Origin of the sequence: Streptomyces sp. NPDC089919 (genome assembly GCF_040684615.1) — a bacterium.
Taxonomy (GTDB): domain Bacteria; phylum Actinomycetota; class Actinomycetes; order Streptomycetales; family Streptomycetaceae; genus Streptomyces.
Window position 1 is genome coordinate 194,524 of sequence record NZ_JBFBGK010000001.1, and the last position, 19,019, is coordinate 213,542.

15 protein-coding genes are annotated in these 19,019 nt (G+C 74.5%); 3 read left to right on the forward strand and 12 right to left on the reverse strand.

Annotated features, from left to right (window positions below; translation table 11 throughout):
- Window positions 1-20: 20 nt before the first annotated feature.
- The 5 genes from AB0O40_RS00870 to AB0O40_RS00890 all read right to left on the reverse strand — a co-directional run bounded on the left by AB0O40_RS00870 (window position 21) and on the right by AB0O40_RS00890 (window position 6,738).
- The gene (locus AB0O40_RS00870; protein ID WP_365034216.1) at window positions 21-2,159 is read right to left on the reverse strand and encodes a 3-hydroxyacyl-CoA dehydrogenase NAD-binding domain-containing protein; all 2,139 of its coding nucleotides are present in this window, start codon (window positions 2,157-2,159) and stop codon (window positions 21-23) included.
- Window positions 2,156-3,382, reverse strand: a complete 1,227-nt coding sequence (locus tag AB0O40_RS00875) for an acetyl-CoA C-acyltransferase (protein WP_365034218.1) — start codon at window positions 3,380-3,382, stop codon at window positions 2,156-2,158. Before AB0O40_RS00875 ends, AB0O40_RS00870 begins: the two co-directional genes overlap by 4 nt.
- A gap of 288 nt (window positions 3,383-3,670) precedes the next feature.
- Window positions 3,671-4,966: a ribonuclease D gene (locus tag AB0O40_RS00880; RefSeq protein ID WP_365034219.1), complete on the reverse strand. Its 1,296-nt coding sequence runs from the start codon at window positions 4,964-4,966 to the stop codon at window positions 3,671-3,673.
- 137 nt (window positions 4,967-5,103) lie between these two features.
- Window positions 5,104-5,766, reverse strand: a complete 663-nt coding sequence (locus tag AB0O40_RS00885) for a response regulator transcription factor (protein ID WP_365034221.1) — start codon at window positions 5,764-5,766, stop codon at window positions 5,104-5,106.
- Between the two features lie 321 nt (window positions 5,767-6,087).
- Window positions 6,088-6,738: a DUF3000 domain-containing protein gene (locus AB0O40_RS00890; protein ID WP_365034223.1), complete on the reverse strand. Its 651-nt coding sequence runs from the start codon at window positions 6,736-6,738 to the stop codon at window positions 6,088-6,090.
- A 91-nt stretch (window positions 6,739-6,829) separates the two neighbouring features.
- Here AB0O40_RS00890 and hemE point away from each other — a divergent pair, with 91 nt between their 5' ends.
- Window positions 6,830-7,894 carry a uroporphyrinogen decarboxylase gene (hemE, locus tag AB0O40_RS00895; RefSeq protein WP_365034225.1) on the forward strand — a complete coding sequence of 355 codons (1,065 nt, stop codon included), beginning with the start codon at window positions 6,830-6,832 and terminating at the stop codon, window positions 7,892-7,894.
- A 43-nt stretch (window positions 7,895-7,937) separates the two neighbouring features.
- On the opposite strand, the gene AB0O40_RS00900 is transcribed toward hemE, so the two are convergent.
- A complete protein-coding gene (locus AB0O40_RS00900) occupies window positions 7,938-9,320 on the reverse strand; it encodes an FAD-dependent oxidoreductase (RefSeq protein WP_365034227.1) in 1,383 nt (460 codons plus the stop codon).
- 53 nt (window positions 9,321-9,373) lie between these two features.
- Window positions 9,374-10,474: a DUF4349 domain-containing protein gene (locus tag AB0O40_RS00905; protein WP_365034228.1), complete on the reverse strand. Its 1,101-nt coding sequence runs from the start codon at window positions 10,472-10,474 to the stop codon at window positions 9,374-9,376.
- Window positions 10,475-10,599: 125 nt separating this feature from the next.
- On the opposite strand from AB0O40_RS00905, the gene hemG reads away from it, so the two are divergent.
- Both hemG and hemQ read left to right on the forward strand, forming a co-directional pair.
- Entirely contained in the window at window positions 10,600-12,096 is a 1,497-nt protein-coding gene (gene hemG, locus AB0O40_RS00910) for a protoporphyrinogen oxidase (RefSeq protein WP_365034230.1), read from the forward strand.
- A 5-nt stretch (window positions 12,097-12,101) separates the two neighbouring features.
- Entirely contained in the window at window positions 12,102-12,815 is a 714-nt protein-coding gene (hemQ, locus tag AB0O40_RS00915; RefSeq protein ID WP_365034232.1) for a hydrogen peroxide-dependent heme synthase, read from the forward strand.
- Between the two features lie 92 nt (window positions 12,816-12,907).
- Here hemQ and AB0O40_RS00920 read toward each other — a convergent pair whose 3' ends face one another.
- The 5 genes from AB0O40_RS00920 to AB0O40_RS00940 form a co-directional block, all read right to left on the reverse strand.
- On the reverse strand, window positions 12,908-14,572 hold the full coding sequence (locus AB0O40_RS00920; protein ID WP_365034234.1) for an alpha/beta hydrolase: 1,665 nt from the start codon (window positions 14,570-14,572) through the stop codon (window positions 12,908-12,910).
- A 99-nt stretch (window positions 14,573-14,671) separates the two neighbouring features.
- Window positions 14,672-15,463 carry a TIGR04222 domain-containing membrane protein gene (locus AB0O40_RS00925; protein WP_365034236.1) on the reverse strand — a complete coding sequence of 264 codons (792 nt, stop codon included), beginning with the start codon at window positions 15,461-15,463 and terminating at the stop codon, window positions 14,672-14,674.
- A gap of 79 nt (window positions 15,464-15,542) precedes the next feature.
- A complete protein-coding gene (locus AB0O40_RS00930; protein WP_365034237.1) occupies window positions 15,543-16,613 on the reverse strand; it encodes a TIGR04222 domain-containing membrane protein in 1,071 nt (356 codons plus the stop codon).
- Complete coding sequence (locus tag AB0O40_RS00935) at window positions 16,610-17,971, reverse strand: DUF692 domain-containing protein (protein WP_365034239.1); 1,362 nt, start codon at window positions 17,969-17,971, stop codon at window positions 16,610-16,612. Before AB0O40_RS00935 ends, AB0O40_RS00930 begins: the two co-directional genes overlap by 4 nt.
- A 159-nt stretch (window positions 17,972-18,130) precedes the next feature.
- Window positions 18,131-18,958 carry an aminoacyl-tRNA hydrolase gene (locus tag AB0O40_RS00940; RefSeq protein ID WP_365034241.1) on the reverse strand — a complete coding sequence of 276 codons (828 nt, stop codon included), beginning with the start codon at window positions 18,956-18,958 and terminating at the stop codon, window positions 18,131-18,133.
- Between the last annotated feature and the right edge of the window lie 61 nt (window positions 18,959-19,019).

Genomic DNA, 19,019 nt, shown 5'->3' on the forward strand with positions numbered 1-19,019 from the left:
CCGCCGTACTGCGTGTGCGCTTAGGCCGGGACGCTCGCCAGGCCCGGGGCCAGGAACTTCTTGCCGTTCACGCGCTCCGAGACGCCCTCGCGGTCCAGGTACGGCGTGATGCCGCCCAGGTGGAAGGGCCAGCCCGCACCGGTGATCAGGCAGAGGTCGATGTCCTGGGCCTCGGCCACGACACCCTCCTCCAGCATCAGGCCGATCTCCTGCGCCACCGCGTCCAGGACGCGGTCGCGGACCTGCTCCTCGGTCAGGACGCTGTCGCCCTGCTTGAGGAGGGCGGCGACCTCGGGGTCGAGCTCCGGCTTGAAGCCGTTCTCCGCCTTGTAGACGTAGAAGCCGCGCTTGCCGGCCTCGACGACCGCCTTCAGGTTGGGGGAGACGGTGAAGCGCTCCGGGAAGGCGCGGTTCAGGGTCTCGGAGACGTGCAGACCGATCGCCGGGCCGACCAGCTCCAGCAGCACCAGCGGGGACATCGGCAGGCCGAGCGGCTCGATGGCCTTCTCCGCCGTGACGACCGGGGTGCCCTCGTCGATGACGTTCTGGATCTCGCCCATGAAGCGGGTCAGGATGCGGTTCACGACGAACGCCGGGGCGTCCTTGGTGAGGACCGCGGTCTTCTTCAGCTTCTTGGCCACGCCGAAGGCGGTGGCCAGCGAGGCGTCGTCGGTCTGCTCGCCGCGGACGATCTCCAGCAGCGGCAGGATGGCGACCGGGTTGAAGAAGTGGAAGCCGACCACGCGCTCCGGGTGCTGGAGCTTGGAGGCCATCTCCGAGACCGACAGCGAGGAGGTGTTGGTGGCGAGGATCGCGTGCGCCGGGGCGACCGCCTCGACCTCCGCGAACACCTTCTGCTTGACGGACATCTCCTCGAACACGGCCTCGATGATGAAGTCCGCGTCCGCGAAGCCCTCGGCCTTGTCCAGGACACCGGTGACCAGGGCCTTGAGGCGGTTGGCCTTGTCCTGGTTGATCCGGGCCTTGCCGAGCAGCTTGTCGATCTCGGCGTGGACGTAGCCCACGCCCTTGTCGACGCGCTCCTGGTCGATGTCGGTGAGGACCACCGGCACCTCGAGGCGGCGCAGGAAGAGCAGCGCCAGCTGCGAGGCCATCAGACCCGCGCCGACCACGCCGACCTTGGTGACCGGACGGGCCAGGGACTTGTCCGGGGCACCGGCCGGGCGCTTGGCGCGCTTCTGGACCAGGTTGAAGGCGTAGATGCCGGAGCGCAGCTCGCCGCCCATGATGAGGTCGGCCAGGGCCGTGTCCTCGGCGTCGAAGCCGGCCTGCAGGTCGCCCGACTTGGCGGCGGCGATGATGTCCAGCGCGCGGTAGGCGGCCGGCGCGGCGCCGTGCACCTTGGAGTCGGCGATGGCGCGGCCCTTGGCGACGGCCGCGTCCCAGGCCTCGCCGCGGTCGATCTCCTCGCGGACGACCTCGGTGGTGCCGTTCAGGACGTTCGCGGTCCACAGGAGCGACTGCTCCAGGAAGTCCGCGCCCTCGAAGATCGCGTCCGCGATGCCGAGCTCGAAGACCTGCTTGCCCTTGAGCTGGCGGTTCTGGTTCAGCGAGTTCTCGATGATGACCGAGACAGCGCGCTCGGCGCCGATCAGGTTCGGGAGGATGGCGCAGCCGCCCCAGCCCGGAACCAGGCCGAGGAAGACCTCGGGCAGCGAGAAGGCCGGGATGGCCTTGGAGACGGTGCGGTAGCTGCAGTGCAGACCGACCTCGACGCCGCCGCCCATCGCCGCGCCGTTGTAGTACGCGAAGGTGGGGACGGCCAGCGCGGCCAGGCGCTTGAAGACGTCGTGGCCGCCCTTGCCGATGGCCAGCGCCTCGTCGTGCTTCTTCAGCAGCTCGACGCCCTTGAGGTCGGCGCCGACCGCGAAGATGAACGGCTTGCCGGTGATGCCCGCACCGACGATGGAGCCGGCGGTGGCCTCCTGCTCGACCTGGTCGATCGCCGCGTTCAGGTTGGCGAGGGACTGCGGGCCGAAGGTGGTCGGCTTGGTGTGGTCGAAGCCGTTGTCCAGCGTGATGAGCGCGAAGCGCCCGGCGCCGAACGGCAGGTCCAGGTGGCGGACGTGCGCGGACGTGACGACCTCGTCCGGGAACAGCTCGGCCGCGCCCTTCAGGAGCTCAGCGGTGGTGCTCACTTGGAGTCTCCCTCGGCGTTGAAGTTCGGGTTCTCCCAGATGACCGTGGCGCCCATGCCGAAGCCGACGCACATGGTGGTCAGGCCGTAGCGGACGTGCGGCTGCTCCTCGAACTGGCGGGCCAGCTGCGTCATCAGGCGGACGCCGGAGGAGGCGAGCGGGTGACCGAAGGCGATCGCGCCGCCGTACTGGTTGACCCGGGCGTCGTCGTCGGCGATGCCGTAGTGCTCGAGGAAGGCGAGCACCTGGACGGCGAAGGCCTCGTTGACCTCGAAGAGGCCGATGTCCTCGATCGTCAGGCCGGCCTGGGCCAGGGCCTTCTCGGTGGCCGGGATCGGGCCGTAGCCCATGACCTCGGGCTCCACACCGGCGAAGGAGTAGGAGACCAGGCGCATCTTGACCGGGAGGTTGTTCTCCCGGGCGAAGTCCTCGGAGGCGATGAGCGAGGCGGTGGCGCCGTCGTTCAGGCCCGCGGCGTTGCCTGCGGTGACACGGCCGTGCACACGGAACGGCGTCTTCAGGTTCGCCAGGTTCTCGAGCGTGGTGCCCGGGCGCATCGGCTCGTCGGTGGTGACCAGGCCCCAGCCGGTCTCGCCGGCGGCCTCGTTCGTGTTGCGGACCGAGATCGGCACCAGGTCCTGCTGGATCTTGCCGTCGGCGTACGCCTTGGCGGCCTTCTCCTGCGAACGCACGGCGTACTCGTCGGCGCGCTGCTTGGTGATCGTCGGGTAGCGGTCGTGCAGGTTCTCCGCCGTCATGCCCATGAAGAGGGCGGACTCGTCGACCAGCTTCTCCGACACGAAGCGCGGGTTCGGGTCCACGCCCTCGCCCATGGGGTGGCGGCCCATGTGCTCGACACCGCCGGCGATGGCGACGTCGTACGCACCGAAGGCCACGCCGCCCGCGACCGCGGTCACGGCGGTCAGCGCGCCGGCGCACATGCGGTCGATGGAGTAGCCCGGCACCGACTGGGGCAGGCCCGCAAGGATGCCCGCGGTACGGCCCAGGGTCAGGCCCTGGTCGCCGATCTGCGTGGTCGCGGCGATGGCGACCTCGTCGATCTTCTTGGGGTCCAGGTCCGGGTTGCGGCGCAGCAGCTCCCGGATCGCCTTCACGACGAGGTCGTCGGCGCGGGTCTCGTGGTAGATGCCCTTCGGGCCCGCCTTGCCGAACGGGGTGCGGACGCCGTCGACGAAGACGACGTCCCTGACGGTACGAGGCACGTTGGCTCTCCTCCAGGTGCGGGATGGCACTGCTGCGCGGAGCGGCGACTGAGCGCGCGCTCACCCGGCCATGCTACTTGCGAGTAACCGGTGTGGACACCCCCAGCCGCGGGAGCGGCGAAGGTCACACCCCGGCCCCGGTGAGGACGTGCTCATGATGGGCCGCCGCAGGCCCGGGCCGCCGCCCCCGTCCAGTGGTGCTGGACGGGCCCTGCACTACCCCCGGGTACGCCGAGAGCCCCCGGCCGGGACGGCGGGGGGCTCTCGGGAGCCGTACGGGGCGCTACCTCAGGCCTGGGCCTGCACCAGGGCCGTCACCAGGCCCGGGGTCACCTGCTCGACCTGCCAGGGGCGGGCGCCGTGGCCGGTCAGGGTCTCGGCGACGGTGTCGGCGTCCACCCGCTGCGGGGGCTCCCAGCACAGCCGGCGGACGGTGTCCGGGGTGATCAGGTTCTCCTGGGGCAGGTGCAGCTGCTCGGCCAGCGCCGAGACGGCCGCCCGGGCCGCCGAGAGACGGGCCGCGGCCACCGGGTCCTTCTCGGCCCAGGACCGCGGCGGGGGAGGGCCCGAGGGGGTCTGTCCCGGCTGCGGCAGCTCGGCGTCCGGCAGGGCCCTGGCCCGCTCCACGGCCGCCATCCACTGGTCCAGCTGGCGCCGGCCCATCCGCTGCCCGTACCCGGGCAGCGCGGCCAGCGCGTGGACGTTCACCGGCAGGGCCAGCGCGGCCTCCACGATCGCGGCGTCCCCGAGCACCTTGCCGGGGGAGATGTCGCGGCGCTGGGCGATCCGGTCGCGGGCCGTCCACAGCTCCCGGACCACCGCCATCTGACGGCGGCGGCGCACCTTGTGCATGCCGGAGGTGCGGCGCCAGGGGTCCTTGCGCGGCGGGGCGGGCGGGGCGGCGGCGATGGCGTCGAACTCCTGGCGGGCCCACTCGAGCTTGCCCTGCCGGTCCAGCTCCTTCTCGAGCGCGTCCCGCAGGTCCACCAGCAGCTCCACGTCGAGCGCGGCGTAGCGCAGCCACGGCTCCGGCAGCGGGCGGGTGGACCAGTCCACGGCCGAGTGCCCCTTCTCCAGGGCGTAGCCGAGCACGCTCTCGACCATCGCGCCCAGCCCGACCCGCGGGAACCCGGCCAGCCGGCCGGCCAGCTCCGTGTCGAAGAGGGAGGTCGGCACCATGCCTATTTCCCGCAGGCACGGCAGGTCCTGGGTGGCGGCGTGCAGGATCCACTCGGTTCCGGCCAGCACCTCGCCCAGCCCCGAGAGGTCGGGGCAGCCGACCGGGTCGATGAGGGCCGAGCCGGCCCCCTCCCGGCGCAACTGCACCAGGTAGGCCCGCTGTCCGTAGCGGTAGCCGGAGGCGCGCTCGGCGTCGACGGCCACCGGTCCGGTGCCCGCGGCGAAGGCCGCGATCACCTCGGCCAGGGCGCTCTCGTCGGCGACCACGGGAGGGATCCCCTCGCGCGGTTCGAGCAGGGGGATGGGGACGGGCAGCCCAGGGGACGATTCGCCGTCGTCCGGGGGGCCGCCCCCGGTGGTGTTGCGCAGTGCCGCGTCTGCTGCGGTCTCTTGGGCGTCTGTCACCTGTCAAGGGTATCCGTGGATGCACCGCGCCCGTCGCCGGAACGTTCCGTCGACGGGCGCGAGGTGTTCGTACGGCCGTTTCCCGGTGGCCGTACGTCCGTTTCCCGGTGTCCCCCGGGCGTTTGCGGACGGCTGGGTCAGTGAATGATCCCCGTGCGCAGGGCCACCGCGACCATGCCGGCGCGGTCGCCGGTGCCCAGCTTGCGGGCGATCCGGGCGAGGTGGGACTTCACGGTCAGGGCGGAGAGCCCCATCGAGACGCCGATGGCCTTGTTGGACTGGCCCTCGGCGACCAGGCGGAGCACTTCGACCTCACGGCCGGAGAGCTCGCGGTAGCCGCCCGGGTGGCTCGGGGCACCCGGGGGGCGGCGGTGCATCCGGGCCGCGGCGGCCCCGATCGGAGCGGCGCCGGGCCGGGAGGGCAGCCCGATGTTGGTGCGCGTACCGGTGACGACGTAGCCCTTCACGCCGCCCGCGAGGGCGTTGCGGACCGCGCCGATGTCGTCGGCGGCGGACAGGGCCAGGCCGTTGGGCCAGCCCGCGGCGCGGGTCTCCGACAGGAGCGTGAGACCGGAGCCGTCGGGCAGGTGGACGTCGGCCACGCAGATGTCGCGCGGGTTGCCGACGCGGGGGCGGGCCTCCGCGATGGACGACGCCTCGATCACATCGCGTACGCCGAGGGCCCAGAGGTGCCGGGTCACGGTCGAACGCACGCGCGGGTCGGCCACGACGACCATGGCCGTCGGCTTGTTCGGGCGGTAGGCGACCAGGCTTGCGGGCTGCTCGAGAAGAACGGACACCAGGCCTCCTGGGGGGAGTGGCGGGACGGCCGGCTCGGGGAAGGAAGCCGGTGCGAACCGTGCGGATGGTCACTGACTCCTTCGGCACGCCACCCGCCCGGCTTTAGGGAATGATCACGATTTAGTGAGTAACAATTCGGGCAATTCGGACGCGCGATCGATCAAAGGGTGATCAGAACCCTTCAGGGAGTGCGTCGTTGTGGCGCATCACCCCGGGCCCCACGGGCCCCGGAGGCCCCCGCGCCGCCCCCGTGAACGCCGACCGGGGCCTCCTGAGGAGACCCCGGACGGGCGACGCTGTTCGGCCGGTCGGCCCGATTCCTACGGGTGGTGCGGACCGCGCCGCTGTGGCAGGGAGACCACGGCCGTGTCCGCCGGCTGCACCGGCTCCAGCCCCGCCACCTGGCACAGCAGCTCGCACCAGGCCGCCAGGTGGGCGGCGGTGTCCGGCACCCCGCCCACCCCCTCACGCGGCGTCCAGGAGGCCCTGATCTCGATCTGGGTGGCCGGCCGCCGGGCCGACAGGCCCCCGAAGTAGTGCGAGGAGGCCCGGGTGACCGTGCCGCTCGCCTCCCCGTACGCCAGCCCCCGCGCCTCCAGCGCCCCCGTCAGCCAGGACCAGGACACCTCGGGCAGCAGCGGGTCCGCGGCCATCTCCGGCTCGAGCTCCGCCCGGACCAGCGTCACCAGGCGGAAGGTCCCGTGCCAGGCCTCGTGCCCGGCCGGGTCGTGCAGCAGGATCAGCCGCCCGTCGGCCAGGTCCTCCTCGCCCTCGACCACCGCGGCCTCCAGCGCGTAGGCGTACGGGGCGAGTCTCTGCGGCGGCCGGGTGGGGTCGATCTCGATCCCCGGCCGCAGCCGCGCCTTCGTCAAGCCGTCGACCGCCCTTTTGAACGGGAGCGGGACGGAGCTCTCCTTCGCGCTGTCCACACCGTCAGCGCCATCTGAAAATCGTCCCTGAGCCGCAGCCATGCGGGGAAGACTAGGCGGAAGAGCGCCCCGTTCAGCGCAAGGACACCCGGCCCGGGTCGGGCACTTCTTCGTACGTGCGAGGATTTGGGTCGTGAGTGCCATTGACAGGCCCGCGGGCCAGCCCAGCCAGACGTACGATTCCGCCTTCCTCAAGGCGTGCCGCCGGGAGCCGGTGCCGCACACCCCGGTGTGGTTCATGCGCCAGGCCGGCCGCTCACTCCCCGAGTACCGCCGGGTCCGCGAGGGCACCGCCATGCTCGAGTCGTGCATGCGCCCCGACCTGGTCACCGAGATCACCCTCCAGCCGGTGCGCCGCCACGACGTCGACGCCGCGATCTTCTTCAGCGACATCGTGGTGCCGCTCAAGGCCATCGGGATCGACCTGGACATCAAGCCGGGCGTCGGCCCCGTCGTCGCCCAGCCGATCCGCACCCGCGCCGACCTCGCCCGGCTGCGCGACCTCACCCCGGACGACGTCCCCTACGTCACCGAGGCGATCGGCATGCTGACGGCCGAACTGGGCGGTACCCCGCTGATCGGCTTCGCCGGCGCGCCCTTCACCCTCGCGAGCTACCTCGTCGAGGGCGGGCCCTCCCGCAACCACGAGCACACCAAGGCGCTCATGTACGGCGACCCGCAGCTGTGGGCCGACCTGCTGGACCGCCTCGCCGAGATCACCTCCGCCTTCCTCAAGGTCCAGATCGAGGCCGGCGCCTCCGCGGTCCAGCTCTTCGACTCCTGGGTCGGCGCGCTGCCCCCGGCGGACTACCGCCGCTCGATCATGCCGGCGTCCTCGAAGGTCCTGGCGTCCGTCGCCTCCTACGGCGTCCCGCGGATCCACTTCGGCGTGGGCACCGGCGAGCTCCTCGGCCTGATGGGCGAGGCCGGCGCGGACGTCATGGGCGTCGACTACCGGGTCCCGCTCGACGAGGCCGTGCGCCGGGTCGGCCCCGGCAAGGCGCTCCAGGGCAACCTGGACCCCGCCGTGCTCTTCGCCACCACCGAGGCCGTGGAGGCCAAGACCGACGAGGTCCTGGCGGCCGCGGCGGGCCTGGAGGGCCACGTCTTCAACCTGGGCCACGGCGTGCTGCCCACCACGGACCCCGACGCGCTGACCCGCCTCGTGGAGTACGTCCACACCAAGACGCAGCGCTGAGCCGCCGGGCCGGTCCGCCGCCGTGCGGACCGGCCCGCGCCGGTCAGACCCCGGCCGCCCGGACCGCGCGCACCGCGCGCCGGGCCGCCACCAGCACCGGGTCCCAGACCGGGGAGAACGGCGGGGCGTACCCCAGGTCCAGCGAGACGACCTGCTCGACCGTCATCCCGGCGGTCAGGGCCACCGCCGCCACGTCCACCCGCTTCGCCGAGCCGGCCCCGCCCACGATCTGCACCCCCAGCAGCCGTCCGGTGCCCCGCTCGGCCAGCATCTTGACGGTCGTCTGGGCCGCCCCCGGGTAGTACCCGGCCGTGGTCGTCGAGCTGATCGTCGCCGTCACGAACCGCAGCCCCACCGCGAGCGCGTCCTTCTCCCGCAGCCCGGTCCGGGCGATCTCCAGGTCGCAGACCTTGCTGACCGCGGTCCCCACCACCCCCGGGAAGGTCGCGTACCCGCCGCCGGCCCCGGACCCGATCACCTGTCCGTGCTTGTTCGCGTGGGTGCCCAGCGGGATGTGCCGGTACCGGCCCGAGACCAGGTCCAGCACCTCCACGCAGTCCCCGCCCGCCCAGACGTTCCCGTACCCGCGCACCCGCATCGACAGGTCCGTCAGCAGCCCGCCGGACTCGCCCAGCGGCAGCCCCGCCGCCCGGGCCAGCTCGGTGCGCGGCGCCACCCCGATGCCGAGCACCACCACGTCCGCCGGGTACTCCTCGCCGGCCGCGGTGGCCACCGCCCGGGCCCGCCCCCGCTCGTCCGTCAGGATCTTCGTGACCTCGGCGCCGGCCACCGTGCGGATGCCCATGGCGTTCATCGCCGAGTGCACCAGCCCGCCCATGTCCGGGTCCAGGGTGGCCATCGGCTGCGCGCCCCGGTGCAGCACGGTGACCTCGTACCCGCGGACCACCAGCGCCTCGGCCATCTCCACGCCGATGTAGCCGGCGCCCACCACCACCGCGCGCCGGCCCGCGGTCCCGGCCAGCGTGTCCAGCAGCGCCTGCCCGTCCTCCAGGGTCTGCACGCCGTGCACCCCCGCCGCGTCGATGCCCGGCAGCGGCGGCCGGACCGGGCGGGCGCCGGTGGCCAGCACCAGCTTGTCGAAGCCGGTCCAGGACTCCGCCCCGCTCGCCAGGTCCCGGGCCCGGACCCGGCCGCCGGCCAGGTCCAGCTCGGTGACCTCGGTGCGGATCCGCAGGTCGATCCCGCGGGCCCGGTGCTCCTCGGGCGTCCGGGCCACCAGGTCGTCCCGGTCGGAGACCGCGCCGCCGATCCAGTACGGGATCCCGCAGGCCGAGTAGGAGGTGAAGGGGGAGCGCTCGAAGGCCACGATCTCCAGTTCGTCCGGCCCCTTGAGCCGCCGCGCCTGCGACGCGGCGGACATCCCCGCCGCGTCGCCCCCGACCACCACCAGTCGTTCCGCCGCCATGACCCGCTCCCGTCCCGCGCTCTCGTCCGCACCGTGGTGCCGTGCGGACCACGCTACGGCTGCGGTCGCGGCGTCTCCCCGTCGACGGGCGCGGGGCCGGTCTGCGCGGGTACCTCCGGGGCCCCGGACGGCATCGCGGGGACCGCGGCCGACTCCCGTTCCGCGGTGGCGGGCGCCGCCTTGCGGCCGGGCCGGGCCCGCCGCACAGCGCGGAAGACCAGGGCGGCCAGCGCGCCGGCGGCCAGGAACGGCAGCAGCGCGCCGAGGACCAGGCTGATCCAGCGCAGCACGGCCACGAAGACGTCGAAGCCGGCCGAGACCGCGTCCGTGAAGCCGGGCTCGTCGTCCTTCGCCGCCGGCGGCGCGGGCCGCCCCGGCTCGGCGAGCGAGACGGTGACGGTGGCCATCGCGGTCTGGTCCGCCAGCGAGTCCCGCTGCGCCAGCAGGGACTCCAGCTCGGCCTGACGGCGGCTCAACTCGCCCTCCAGCATCACCACGTCGCTCAGCTGGTCGGCCCGGTCCATCATGGCCCGCACCCGCGCCACACTGGCCCGCTGCGAGGCGACCCGGCTCTCCACGTCGACCACCTGCCGGGTGACGTCCTGTGCGTCCACCTTCCGGCTGAGCAGCCGGCCGCCGCCCGACAGCGCGCCGAGCACCGCGTCGAACCGCTCCACCGGCACCCGCAGGGTCAGCTCGGAGACCACGCTCTGGCGGCCGTCGGCGGCCGGCTCGCGGCGGGTGGACTCGTCGCCCACGTACCCGCCCGCGCCGGTGGCGGCGGCCCGGGCGGTGACCAGCGCCGCCTGGGTGTCCTTGACCTCCAGGGACAGCCGGGCGGTCCGGATGATCTTGGGGAGGACGGCCGGGGCCTTGCCGGGGGCGGGGCTGCCGGCCGCCTTGCCGTCGGCCGCCGCGCCGCCGGTACCGGACGTGCCGGCCGTACCGCCGCCGGAGCCGCCCGCGCCCGGCCGGGCGGCCGATCCGCCGGAGCCGTCCGCGTCCTGCCGGCCGATGTCCGCCCGGGCGCCGGACTTGGCGTCGGAGCCGCGGTCGTCCGCGGACCCGCAGCCGGCCAGCGCCAGCGCCCCGGCCAGGGACAGGGCCGCCAGGGCCGTCGCGGTCCGTCGTCGTGCCGCCCGTACTGCTCTCATTCCGGCCACCCCCGAGGGTCGTGTGATGTCCTCGTTTCGACGTCCCACCACCGCCCCCGGTTGCCGCCCCCGGTCCCGAACCGGTCACGGTCCGGCCTCGGTACGGGAAATGAGACGATGACCCCATGCGAGAAGCGGACATCCGTACGGGCCGGGCGGCCGGAGCGGGCAGCGGGGGCGGGCGGCCGGCGCCGCGGGTCGTCGTGGTCGGCGGCGGGATCGCCGGGCTGGCCGCGGCCCACCGGCTGACCGGGCTGGGCGTCCGGGTGACCCTCCTGGAGGCCTCCGGCCGGCTCGGCGGCAAGCTGTACGCCGGTGAGCTGGCGGGCGCCCCGGTGGACCTGGGGGCCGAGTCCCTGCTGGCCCGCCGCCCCGAGGCGATCGACCTGGCCACGGCCGTCGGCCTGGCCGGCGACCTCCAGCCGCCCGCCACCGCGACCGCGGCCCTGTGGACCCGCGGCACCCTGCGCCCGATGCCCCGCGGCCACGTCATGGGCGTCACCGCCGACGCCGGGCTGCTGCGGGCCGCCGGCATCCTCTCCGAGGCCGGCCTGGCCCGGGTCGGGCAGGACGCCGAGCTGCCGCCGACGGAGATCGGCGAGGACATCGCGGTGGGCGAGTACGTCGCCGCCCGGGTCGGCCGGGAGCCGGTCGACCGCCTGGTCGAGCCGCTGCTCGGCGGGGTCTACGCCGGCGACGCCTACCGCATCTCGCTGCGCGCGGCCGTCCCCGCCCTCTTCGCCGCGGCCCGCGAGCACGCCTCGCTGGGCGAGAGCGTGCGCGCCGTCCAGCAGACCGCCGCGGCCACCACCACCGTGATCGGCGCCGCCGCCACCGGCCCGGTCTTCCAGGGCATTGAGGGCGGCATCGGACGGCTCCCGCTGGCCGTCGCCGACGCCCTGCGCGCCGCCGGCGCCGAGCTGCGCACCGGTACCCCCGTACAGGCCCTGGCCCGTACCCCCGAGGGCGGCTGGCAGGTCACCACGGCCGCCGGCGAGCGGATCGCGGCGGACGCCGTGCTGCTCGCCACCCCGGCCGGTCCGGCCGCCCGGCTGCTCGAGGCGGTCGCCCCCGCGGCCGCCGCCGAGCTGCGCTCCGTCGAGTACGCCTCGATGGCGCTGGTCACCATGGCCTTCCGGCGCTCCGAGCTGCCGGCCGCGCTCACCGGCAGCGGCTTCCTGGTCCCGCAGGTGGACGGCCGCACCATCAAGGCCTCCACCTTCAGCAGCAACAAGTGGGACTGGGTGGGCGGGGCCGACCCGGAGCTGTTCTTCCTGCGCACCTCCGTCGGCCGGCACGGCGACGAGGGCGACCTCAAGCGGGAGGACGCCGAGCTGGTCGACGCCTCACTGGCGGACCTGGCCGAGGCCGTCGGGCTGGCCGCCCGGCCGGTGGCCGCCACCGTCACCCGCTGGGACGGCGGACTGCCCCAGTACGAGGTGGGTCACGTGGCGAAGACGGAGCGGATCCGGGCCGCCGTGGCGGGAGTTCCCGGGCTCGCGGTGTGCGGGGCGCTCTACGACGGCGTGGGCGTGCCGGCCTGCATCGCCGGTGCCGGGACCGCCGTCGAGGCGATCATGGGCACCCTGGCGCAGAGCACCGATTCGGACACGGGACAATAGGGCACATGACTGCACCAGAGAAGACCCCCAACGCGGGGAAGAAGGCCAAGGACCTCAACGAAGTCATTCGCTACACCCTGTGGTCCGTCTTCAAGCTGAAGGACGTGCTCCCCGAGGACCGCGCCGGTTACGCCGACGAGGTGCAGGAGCTGTTCGACCAGCTGGCCGCCAAGGACATCACGGTCCGCGGCACCTACGACGTCTCCGGCCTGCGCGCCGACGCGGACGTCATGATCTGGTGGCACGCCGAGACCGCGGACGAGCTGCAGGGCGCCTACAACCTGTTCCGCCGCACCAAGCTTGGCCGCGCGCTGGAGCCGGTGTGGTCGAACATGGCGCTGCACCGTCCCGCGGAGTTCAACAAGTCCCACATCCCGGCCTTCCTGGCCGACGAGGTGGCCCGCGACTACGTCAGCGTCTACCCGTTCGTGCGCTCGTACGACTGGTACCTGCTGCCCGACGAGGACCGTCGCCGGATGCTCGCGGACCACGGCAAGATGGCCCGCGGCTACCCGGACGTGCGCGCCAACACGGTCGCCTCGTTCTCGCTGGGCGACTACGAGTGGCTGCTGGCCTTCGAGGCCGACGAGCTCTACCGCATCGTCGACCTCATGCGCCACCTGCGCGCCTCCGAGGCCCGCATGCACGTCCGGGAAGAGGTGCCCTTCTACACCGGGCGCCGCAAGTCCGTGGCCGATCTGGTCGCCGGACTCGCCTGACCTCCCCAGGGGGGATGGATCGGAGGATGACTGCCTCCGATGGATCGGGGGGACCGCCCCCGAAACCGACGCAGCCGGACCCGCCCGGAAGTTCAGACGGCAGGTGGCAGCGCGGCCCTCGGGGCCGCCGCCGCCCGCTGGTCCAACGACACCGGTGCGGGCTCCGGATGCGGCGCACAGGTGGCACGCCACCCGGGCGTGGCGCCGGTGAGCAGGTACCGCTCCACGTGCCGGTCGACGCAGGCGTTGCGGCCGCCGGCCACGCCGTGCGTGCCGGCCGCCCGCTCGGTCACCAGCGCGGCGCCGCCCAGGCGCCTCTGGAGCTCCAGGGCCCCCGCGTAGGGGGTCGCCGCGTCCCGCTCCGCCGCCACGATCAGCGTGGGCGGCAGCGCCTTGGGACGGGTCCGTACGTCCATCCGCATCTGCCGGGCCGCCGGCCAGAAGGCGCAGGGCAGGTTGGTCCAGGCGTTGTCCCAGGTCTCGAAGGGCGCCCGGCGGGCCAGCGCGGTGTTGTCCCGGTCCCAGGTCTGCCACTTCACCGGCCAGGGCGCGTCGTTGCACAGCACCGCCGTGTAGACGGCGTTCGCGTTCTCCTCCTCGGCCGCCGTCGACGGGTCCGGCCCCGCCTGCTCGACCAGCTGGCTCGGGTCGCCGCGCAGGAAGGCGCTCAGCGCCCCGGCCCGCATCGCCCAGTACTCGTCGTAGTACGCCGTCTTGAGGAACGCGGCCTGGAGTTCGCCGGTGCCCACCACGCCGCCCGCGGGCCGGCGCGCGACGGCCGCCCGCACCTTCTCGTACGAGGCCTGCACCGCCTCGGGGGTGCGGCCCAGCCGGTACGTCCGGTCGTTCCGGGCGGCCCAGGCGCGGAAGTCGCGCCAGCGGGACTCGAAGGCCAATGACTGCTCGAGGTTGTTGCGGTACCAGATGCCCGACGGGTCGGGGTTGACCACCGAGTCGAAGACCATCCGCCGCACGTACGACGGGTAGAGCGTGGCGTAGAGCGCCCCCAGGTAGGTGCCGTAGGAGGCGCCCATGAAGGTCAGCTTCCGGTCGCCCAGGGCGGCCCGCAGGACGTCCAGGTCCCGGACGTTGTTGAGGGTGTTGTACTGGCGCAGCGCCGCGCCGGCGGTGCGGGCGCAGCCCTGGGCGTAGGCCCGGGCGGCGGCGATCCGCTGCTTCTTGTACGCGGCCGAGGGGACGGCCGGCACCTGGGTGGGGGCGTGCGTGAAGGCCTTGGGGGACTCGCAGGAGAGCGGGGCCGAGCGGGCCACCCCGCGCGGGGCGTAGCCGACCAGGTCGTAGGCGGCGGCCACCCGCTGCCAGTCGGGGAGCATCCCGACGACGGGGAAGAACATGCCCGAGGCGCCGGGGCCGCCGGGGTTGTAGACCAGGGAGCCCTGCCGGGCGGCCCGCTTGCCGGTGGCCTTCATCCGGCTGACGGTCAGGTGGATCTGCGTCCCGTCGGGCCGGGCGTAGTCGAGCGGCACCCGCAGCAGCGCGCACTGGGCGGTCGGCGGCAGGTCCTCGACCGCCGGGCAGCGGCGCCAGGCCAGCCCGGCGGTCGCGGCGCGCCGGGCGGCCTTGGCGGCGCCGGCCATCTCGGGGGTCTTGGCGAAGGCCGCGCCGGGCGCGGCGGGGCCGCCCGGTGCGGCCGGGTGCCCGGCGGCGAACGCCCCGGCGGGGGCCGGGGCGACGAGGCTCAGGGAGAGGACCGTGGCGGTCACTCCGTACCGGACGAGTTCCCGCACGTCCCGCATGGCGGTATCCCCTTACATCCTATTTCTTACTGATCGTCAGATAAGTGGATGTTTCATGGGGGTGGGGCCGAAGTAAAGGAAGCGGCGCGGGTGTCGGGGTCAATGCCCCCGGGCGGCGGGGATCCGGCCCCGGCCGCCGGACAGGGCCGCGCGCAGGTCGGGGTCCTTGACCGCGGCCAGCCCCCGGACGGCGACCGCGGTCAGGTACCCGCGGTCCCCCTCCAGCCGCCGGTCGTCGTCCAGCCGGATCAGCAGCCGCTGCCCGGCGGGGGAGGCCCAGGGCGAGTAGGGGTGCGACTCGAAGCGGGCGATGCCCAGGCAGCAGACCGTGAGCACCAGCGGCAGCGCGAACCACCAGACCATCAGCACCCGGTCCGCGCCGGTCTGCGGGAGCAGGGCCGCGGTCACCGCCAGCGCGACCACGAGCACGGTGGCCGCCTTCACCCCGCGCACCGCCTCGCACAGGCTCCGCCGCTCCGGCTCGGGCACCGCCAGCCCCGCGTCGTCCAGCCGGCGGGCGAGCGCGCGCACCGTCACGTCCTGGGCGGCGGCGGCCCGGACGGCCTCCACCGGGGACTGCCCGTCCGGCCCGATCGCGCCCAGCACGCAGCGCTCCAGCTCGTCCCGGCCGACCGGGTCCACGACCGTGGCCCAGCCGGTCCGGGCCAGCAGCACCCGGCGCTGCCGCTGCATCGACAGCAGCGTCAGGACGGCCACCCGCTGCGGGCCGCCCGAGAGGTAGGCGGCCTCGTAGAGGCTGAGCTCGTCCCGGCCGGCGCCGTCGTCGGCGGGCCGGGCGGTGCCCGCGACCGCGGTCGCGGCCAGTATCAGCCGGGCGCAGGAGAGGACCGCCCCCGCCCAGGCGAGCAGGAGAAAGAGGACCCAGAACATGCGGGTCGTTCTACCCGCCGGAAGACGGGGTGTGACGGGCCGACAACTCAGGTGTGAGCAGCTCGTGATGGGTCCGTGATCAGGAACTGCTGCTTCCGCAGCTCGAACCGGATGAACTGCCGCAACTCGATCCCGAGGAACAACTGGAGCTCGAGGATCCGCAACTGGACCCGGACGACCCGCAACTCGACCCCGAGGACCCGCACCCCGATCCGGACGAGCCGCAACCGGACCCGGAGGATCCGCAGCCGGACCCCGACGAGCCGCAGCCCGAACCGCCCGAGCCCCCGCCGCCGTCGCCGCTCGCACACCACATCACGGGCGCCTCGAAGCCGCTGGACCCGCAGGAGTGGTGCGCGGAGCGGCCCGTACCGCCGCCGGAGCCGGACCGGGCCCGGCCGCCGGGCATCGGGAAGGCCATCAGCTGCATCCGCAGCAGGGGGTCCGGCAGCGCCCGGGGCCCCATGAGCGCGGTCCGCACCGCCAGGTCGGACGAGGTGAGGTGGGCGCGCCGGTAGCCGTCGAGGGCGGTCTTGCCCGCGGCGGTGAGCCGCTTGCCCGCGGCGGCGCGCAGCACCAGCCCGGCGATCAGTCCGAGGAACAGGGCGGGCGCGGCCAGCGCGAAGAGCGGTACGTCGAACTCGTAGGTGTCCGCCGACGCCCACTGGACGACGGTGAGCGCGAAGGAGACCGGCACCAGCAGCAGGCAGACCAGGGCCTGGACCAGACCCCAGCGCCGCCAGGGGGTGCCCGCCCCGGGCGCGGCCAGCAGCCCGCGGGCGGCCAGCCCGTCGCCGGTCTCCTGGACCGCGGGGTCGCGCATCACGGCGAACCGCAGGGCGGCCAGCGCGCCGTGGGGTGCGGCCTCCTGGGCCCGCAGCACGGCCCGCTCCACCGGGTCGGTGGCCCGGGCGCCGGAGCGGACCTGGACGATGCCGGGCCCGCCGATCATCATCCGGCCGTCCTGGCAGAGCGCGACCAGCGCGGTGTCCACCACCCGGCGGGGCCCGCCGGCGAGGAAGGCGGCCTCGGTGAGGTCGTGCAGCACCCCGTCGGCGCCGTGCCGGCGGCGGGAGTGCCGCAGCCCCAGGGCCAGCGCGAGGGTCGAGAGCAGGACGGCGATCCAGAGGGCGAGGGCGAGCGTGTTCACGGGGTTTTCCTCCCCACGGGCCGGCGGGGCGCGATGCGGTGGGCGATGCGGGCGATCCGGCCCGGTGGTTTCGGGCCGGTGCGGTCCCGCCACCAGGCGGTGAGCCGGCGCCGCACCAGCCCGTCCAGGTCCGGGCCGACGAGCAGGTGCTCGACGAAGTCGAGGGCGTCGCGGCGGTAGCCGGCGGACATCGGGCGGCCCCCGGCGTAGCCGAGGAAGGCCTTCCGGTACGCCTCCGGGCCGAGGATGCGCGGCAGTTCGGGGGCGACCTTGGCGATCACGTCGGCCCGCTTGGCGGCCAGCGCCCGGGCCTGCACCCGCAGCCGCCGGGCGTCGAAGCCCTCGGGCACCGGGGTGCCGGCCACCAGGGCGGAGAGCACCGCGGCCTGCGCCACGGCCACCCGGCCGCGCACCGCCTCGGGCAGGTCACCCGGCTTCGTGCCGTCCTCCTCCTCGAGCCCCGGCGCGCGTCCGTCGGCGGCCCGCCGGGCGGCCGGTACGCGGGCGGTGGCGCCCGCCGCCAGGGCCGTGCGGACGGCGGTGAGTTCCGCCGCCAGCTCCGGCTCCGGCGGGAAGTCGTCGTCCCGCTCCAGCAGGACGCCCGGCGGGTCCACCCGCGAGCGCAGCTCGGTCAGCAGCTCCAGCACCTCGGGCGGCACCGGGTGCGCGTGCGTGTCGTGCCAGACCCCGCCGCGGGCCAGCCCGCCGGCCACGTGCACGTACGCCAGCGCCTCCACCGGCAGCGCGTCCAGCACGGCCAGCGGGTCCTCGCCGCGGTTGACCCGGTTGGTGTGCAGGTTGGCCACGTCGATCAGCAGCCGTACCCCGGTCCGCTCCACCAGCTCCGACAGGAACTGCCCCTCCGTCAGCTCGTCGCCGGGCCAGGAGAACAGCGCGGCGATGTTCTCCAGGGCCAGCGGCACCGGCAGCGCGTCCTGGGCGATCCGGACGTTCTCGCAGAGCACCGCCAGGGCGTCCCGGGTGCGCGGCACCGGCAGCAGGTGGCCCGCCTCCAGCTGTGCGGAGGCGGTCAGTGCCCCGCCGGCCCGCACGAACGCGATGTGCTCGCTGACCAGCGGTGCGCCCAGGGCCAGGGCCCGCTCGGCCAGGTCCGCCAGCTTGCCCGCGGCCGGCCGGTCGGCGCCGCCGAGCCCGAGCGAGACGCCGTGCGGGACCACCGTGACCCCGCGGTCGCGCAGCCGTACCAGCGACTCGGGCAGGTGGCCGGCGCACAGGTTCTCCGCGACCACCTCGACCCAGTCGAGCCCCGGCAGCCGCTCGACCGCCGCCGCGATCTCCGGCCGCCAGCCGATGCCCACACCCAGGCGTGCCATGGCCGGCGTCTTCTCGTCCTGCATGTGTCCCCCCTGCTTCCGCCACATCGGTCCGTGACGCAGTCATGGCCCGAGCGGATCGGCGCCAATCCAGGCAGGGGGACGTTCAGAGGAACATTTGAGGTTCCCTTATTCCGTCCCTACTTCGGTGCGGGCCCGTCCCGGCCCTCCGAGCGCGTCCGGCTACGGTGCGAAGAGCCGTCCGGACGTCAGGCCCGGGTGGTCGGCGATGACCGTGGCGCTGCCGGGGGCGATCTCCGTGAAGCCCGCGTCGCGGACCACCGGGAGGCCGGCGGTGGTGAGGGCCGTCCAGTGGGCCGGGTCGGCGGTGCGGACCGCGAGGCGGAAGCCGGTCGCCGCCCAGCGCTCGCGCTCGGCGTGGTCCAGGGCCCACCAGGCCAGCTGGGCGCCGTGGCCGACCTGGGCCATCGCCTTGCCCGCGGACATGTCGAGGTCCGGGTTGAGCCACAGGACTGGCAGGCCGGGCTCGGCGGCCGCCACCGGGGCGGGCTCATCCAGGTCCGTGCCCGACACCTGGAGCTTGGCCAGCTCCTTGGGCCAGCCGTCCAGCGGGACCGGCGGGAAGACCCGGACCTCGGCGGCCTCGCCGTGCACGGTGATGCCGGGCAGCTGCCCGGCCTTGCGCCACTCCGCGCCCCGGGCCCGCCGCACCACCTTGCGGATCCGCGCGTCCTGCCAGTCCCGGACGACCTCGGCCCACTCGCCCTCGCCGTGCGCCCGCTCGTCGGACAGCAGGACGAGCACCGCGCGGGCGGCCGTCTCCAGGGCGTCGGTCCGGGCCGGCGGCCCGTCCTTCTCGATCCGCACCACCAGCGGCAGGACGAACTGCCGGGCCTCGTCGCGTGCGGAGGCGGGCCGGAAGGGACTGTCGGACCCCACGGCGGGCGGCGCCCCGGCCGTCCCCGGCGCCCCGGCCGTTCCGGCTGCCTCCGCCGCCCTGGTCCTTCCGGCCGCTCCGACCGTCCCCGGCGCTTCGTTCTCGCTGCTCATCCGGCCAAGTCTGCCAGGAGGTGTTGCGAGGCCGTGACAGACGGGCGGTTGTCCGGTGCAC

What these genes read in the sequence shown, in the direction of transcription:
- AB0O40_RS00935 (WP_365034239.1), bottom strand. Translation starts at nt 17,971, where the DNA reads ATGCAGGACGAGAAGACGCCGGCCATGGCACGCCTGGGTGTGGGCATC.
- AB0O40_RS00925 (WP_365034236.1), bottom strand. Translation starts at nt 15,463, where the DNA reads ATGTTCTGGGTCCTCTTTCTCCTGCTCGCCTGGGCGGGGGCGGTCCTC.
- hemQ (WP_365034232.1), top strand. Translation starts at nt 12,102, where the DNA reads ATGACTGCACCAGAGAAGACCCCCAACGCGGGGAAGAAGGCCAAGGAC.
- AB0O40_RS00900 (WP_365034227.1), bottom strand. Translation starts at nt 9,320, where the DNA reads ATGGCGGCGGAACGACTGGTGGTGGTCGGGGGCGACGCGGCGGGGATG.
- AB0O40_RS00920 (WP_365034234.1), bottom strand. Translation starts at nt 14,572, where the DNA reads ATGCGGGACGTGCGGGAACTCGTCCGGTACGGAGTGACCGCCACGGTC.
- AB0O40_RS00890 (WP_365034223.1), bottom strand. Translation starts at nt 6,738, where the DNA reads ATGGCTGCGGCTCAGGGACGATTTTCAGATGGCGCTGACGGTGTGGAC.
- AB0O40_RS00905 (WP_365034228.1), bottom strand. Translation starts at nt 10,474, where the DNA reads ATGAGAGCAGTACGGGCGGCACGACGACGGACCGCGACGGCCCTGGCG.
- hemG (WP_365034230.1), top strand. Translation starts at nt 10,600, where the DNA reads ATGCGAGAAGCGGACATCCGTACGGGCCGGGCGGCCGGAGCGGGCAGC.
- AB0O40_RS00940 (WP_365034241.1), bottom strand. Translation starts at nt 18,958, where the DNA reads ATGAGCAGCGAGAACGAAGCGCCGGGGACGGTCGGAGCGGCCGGAAGG.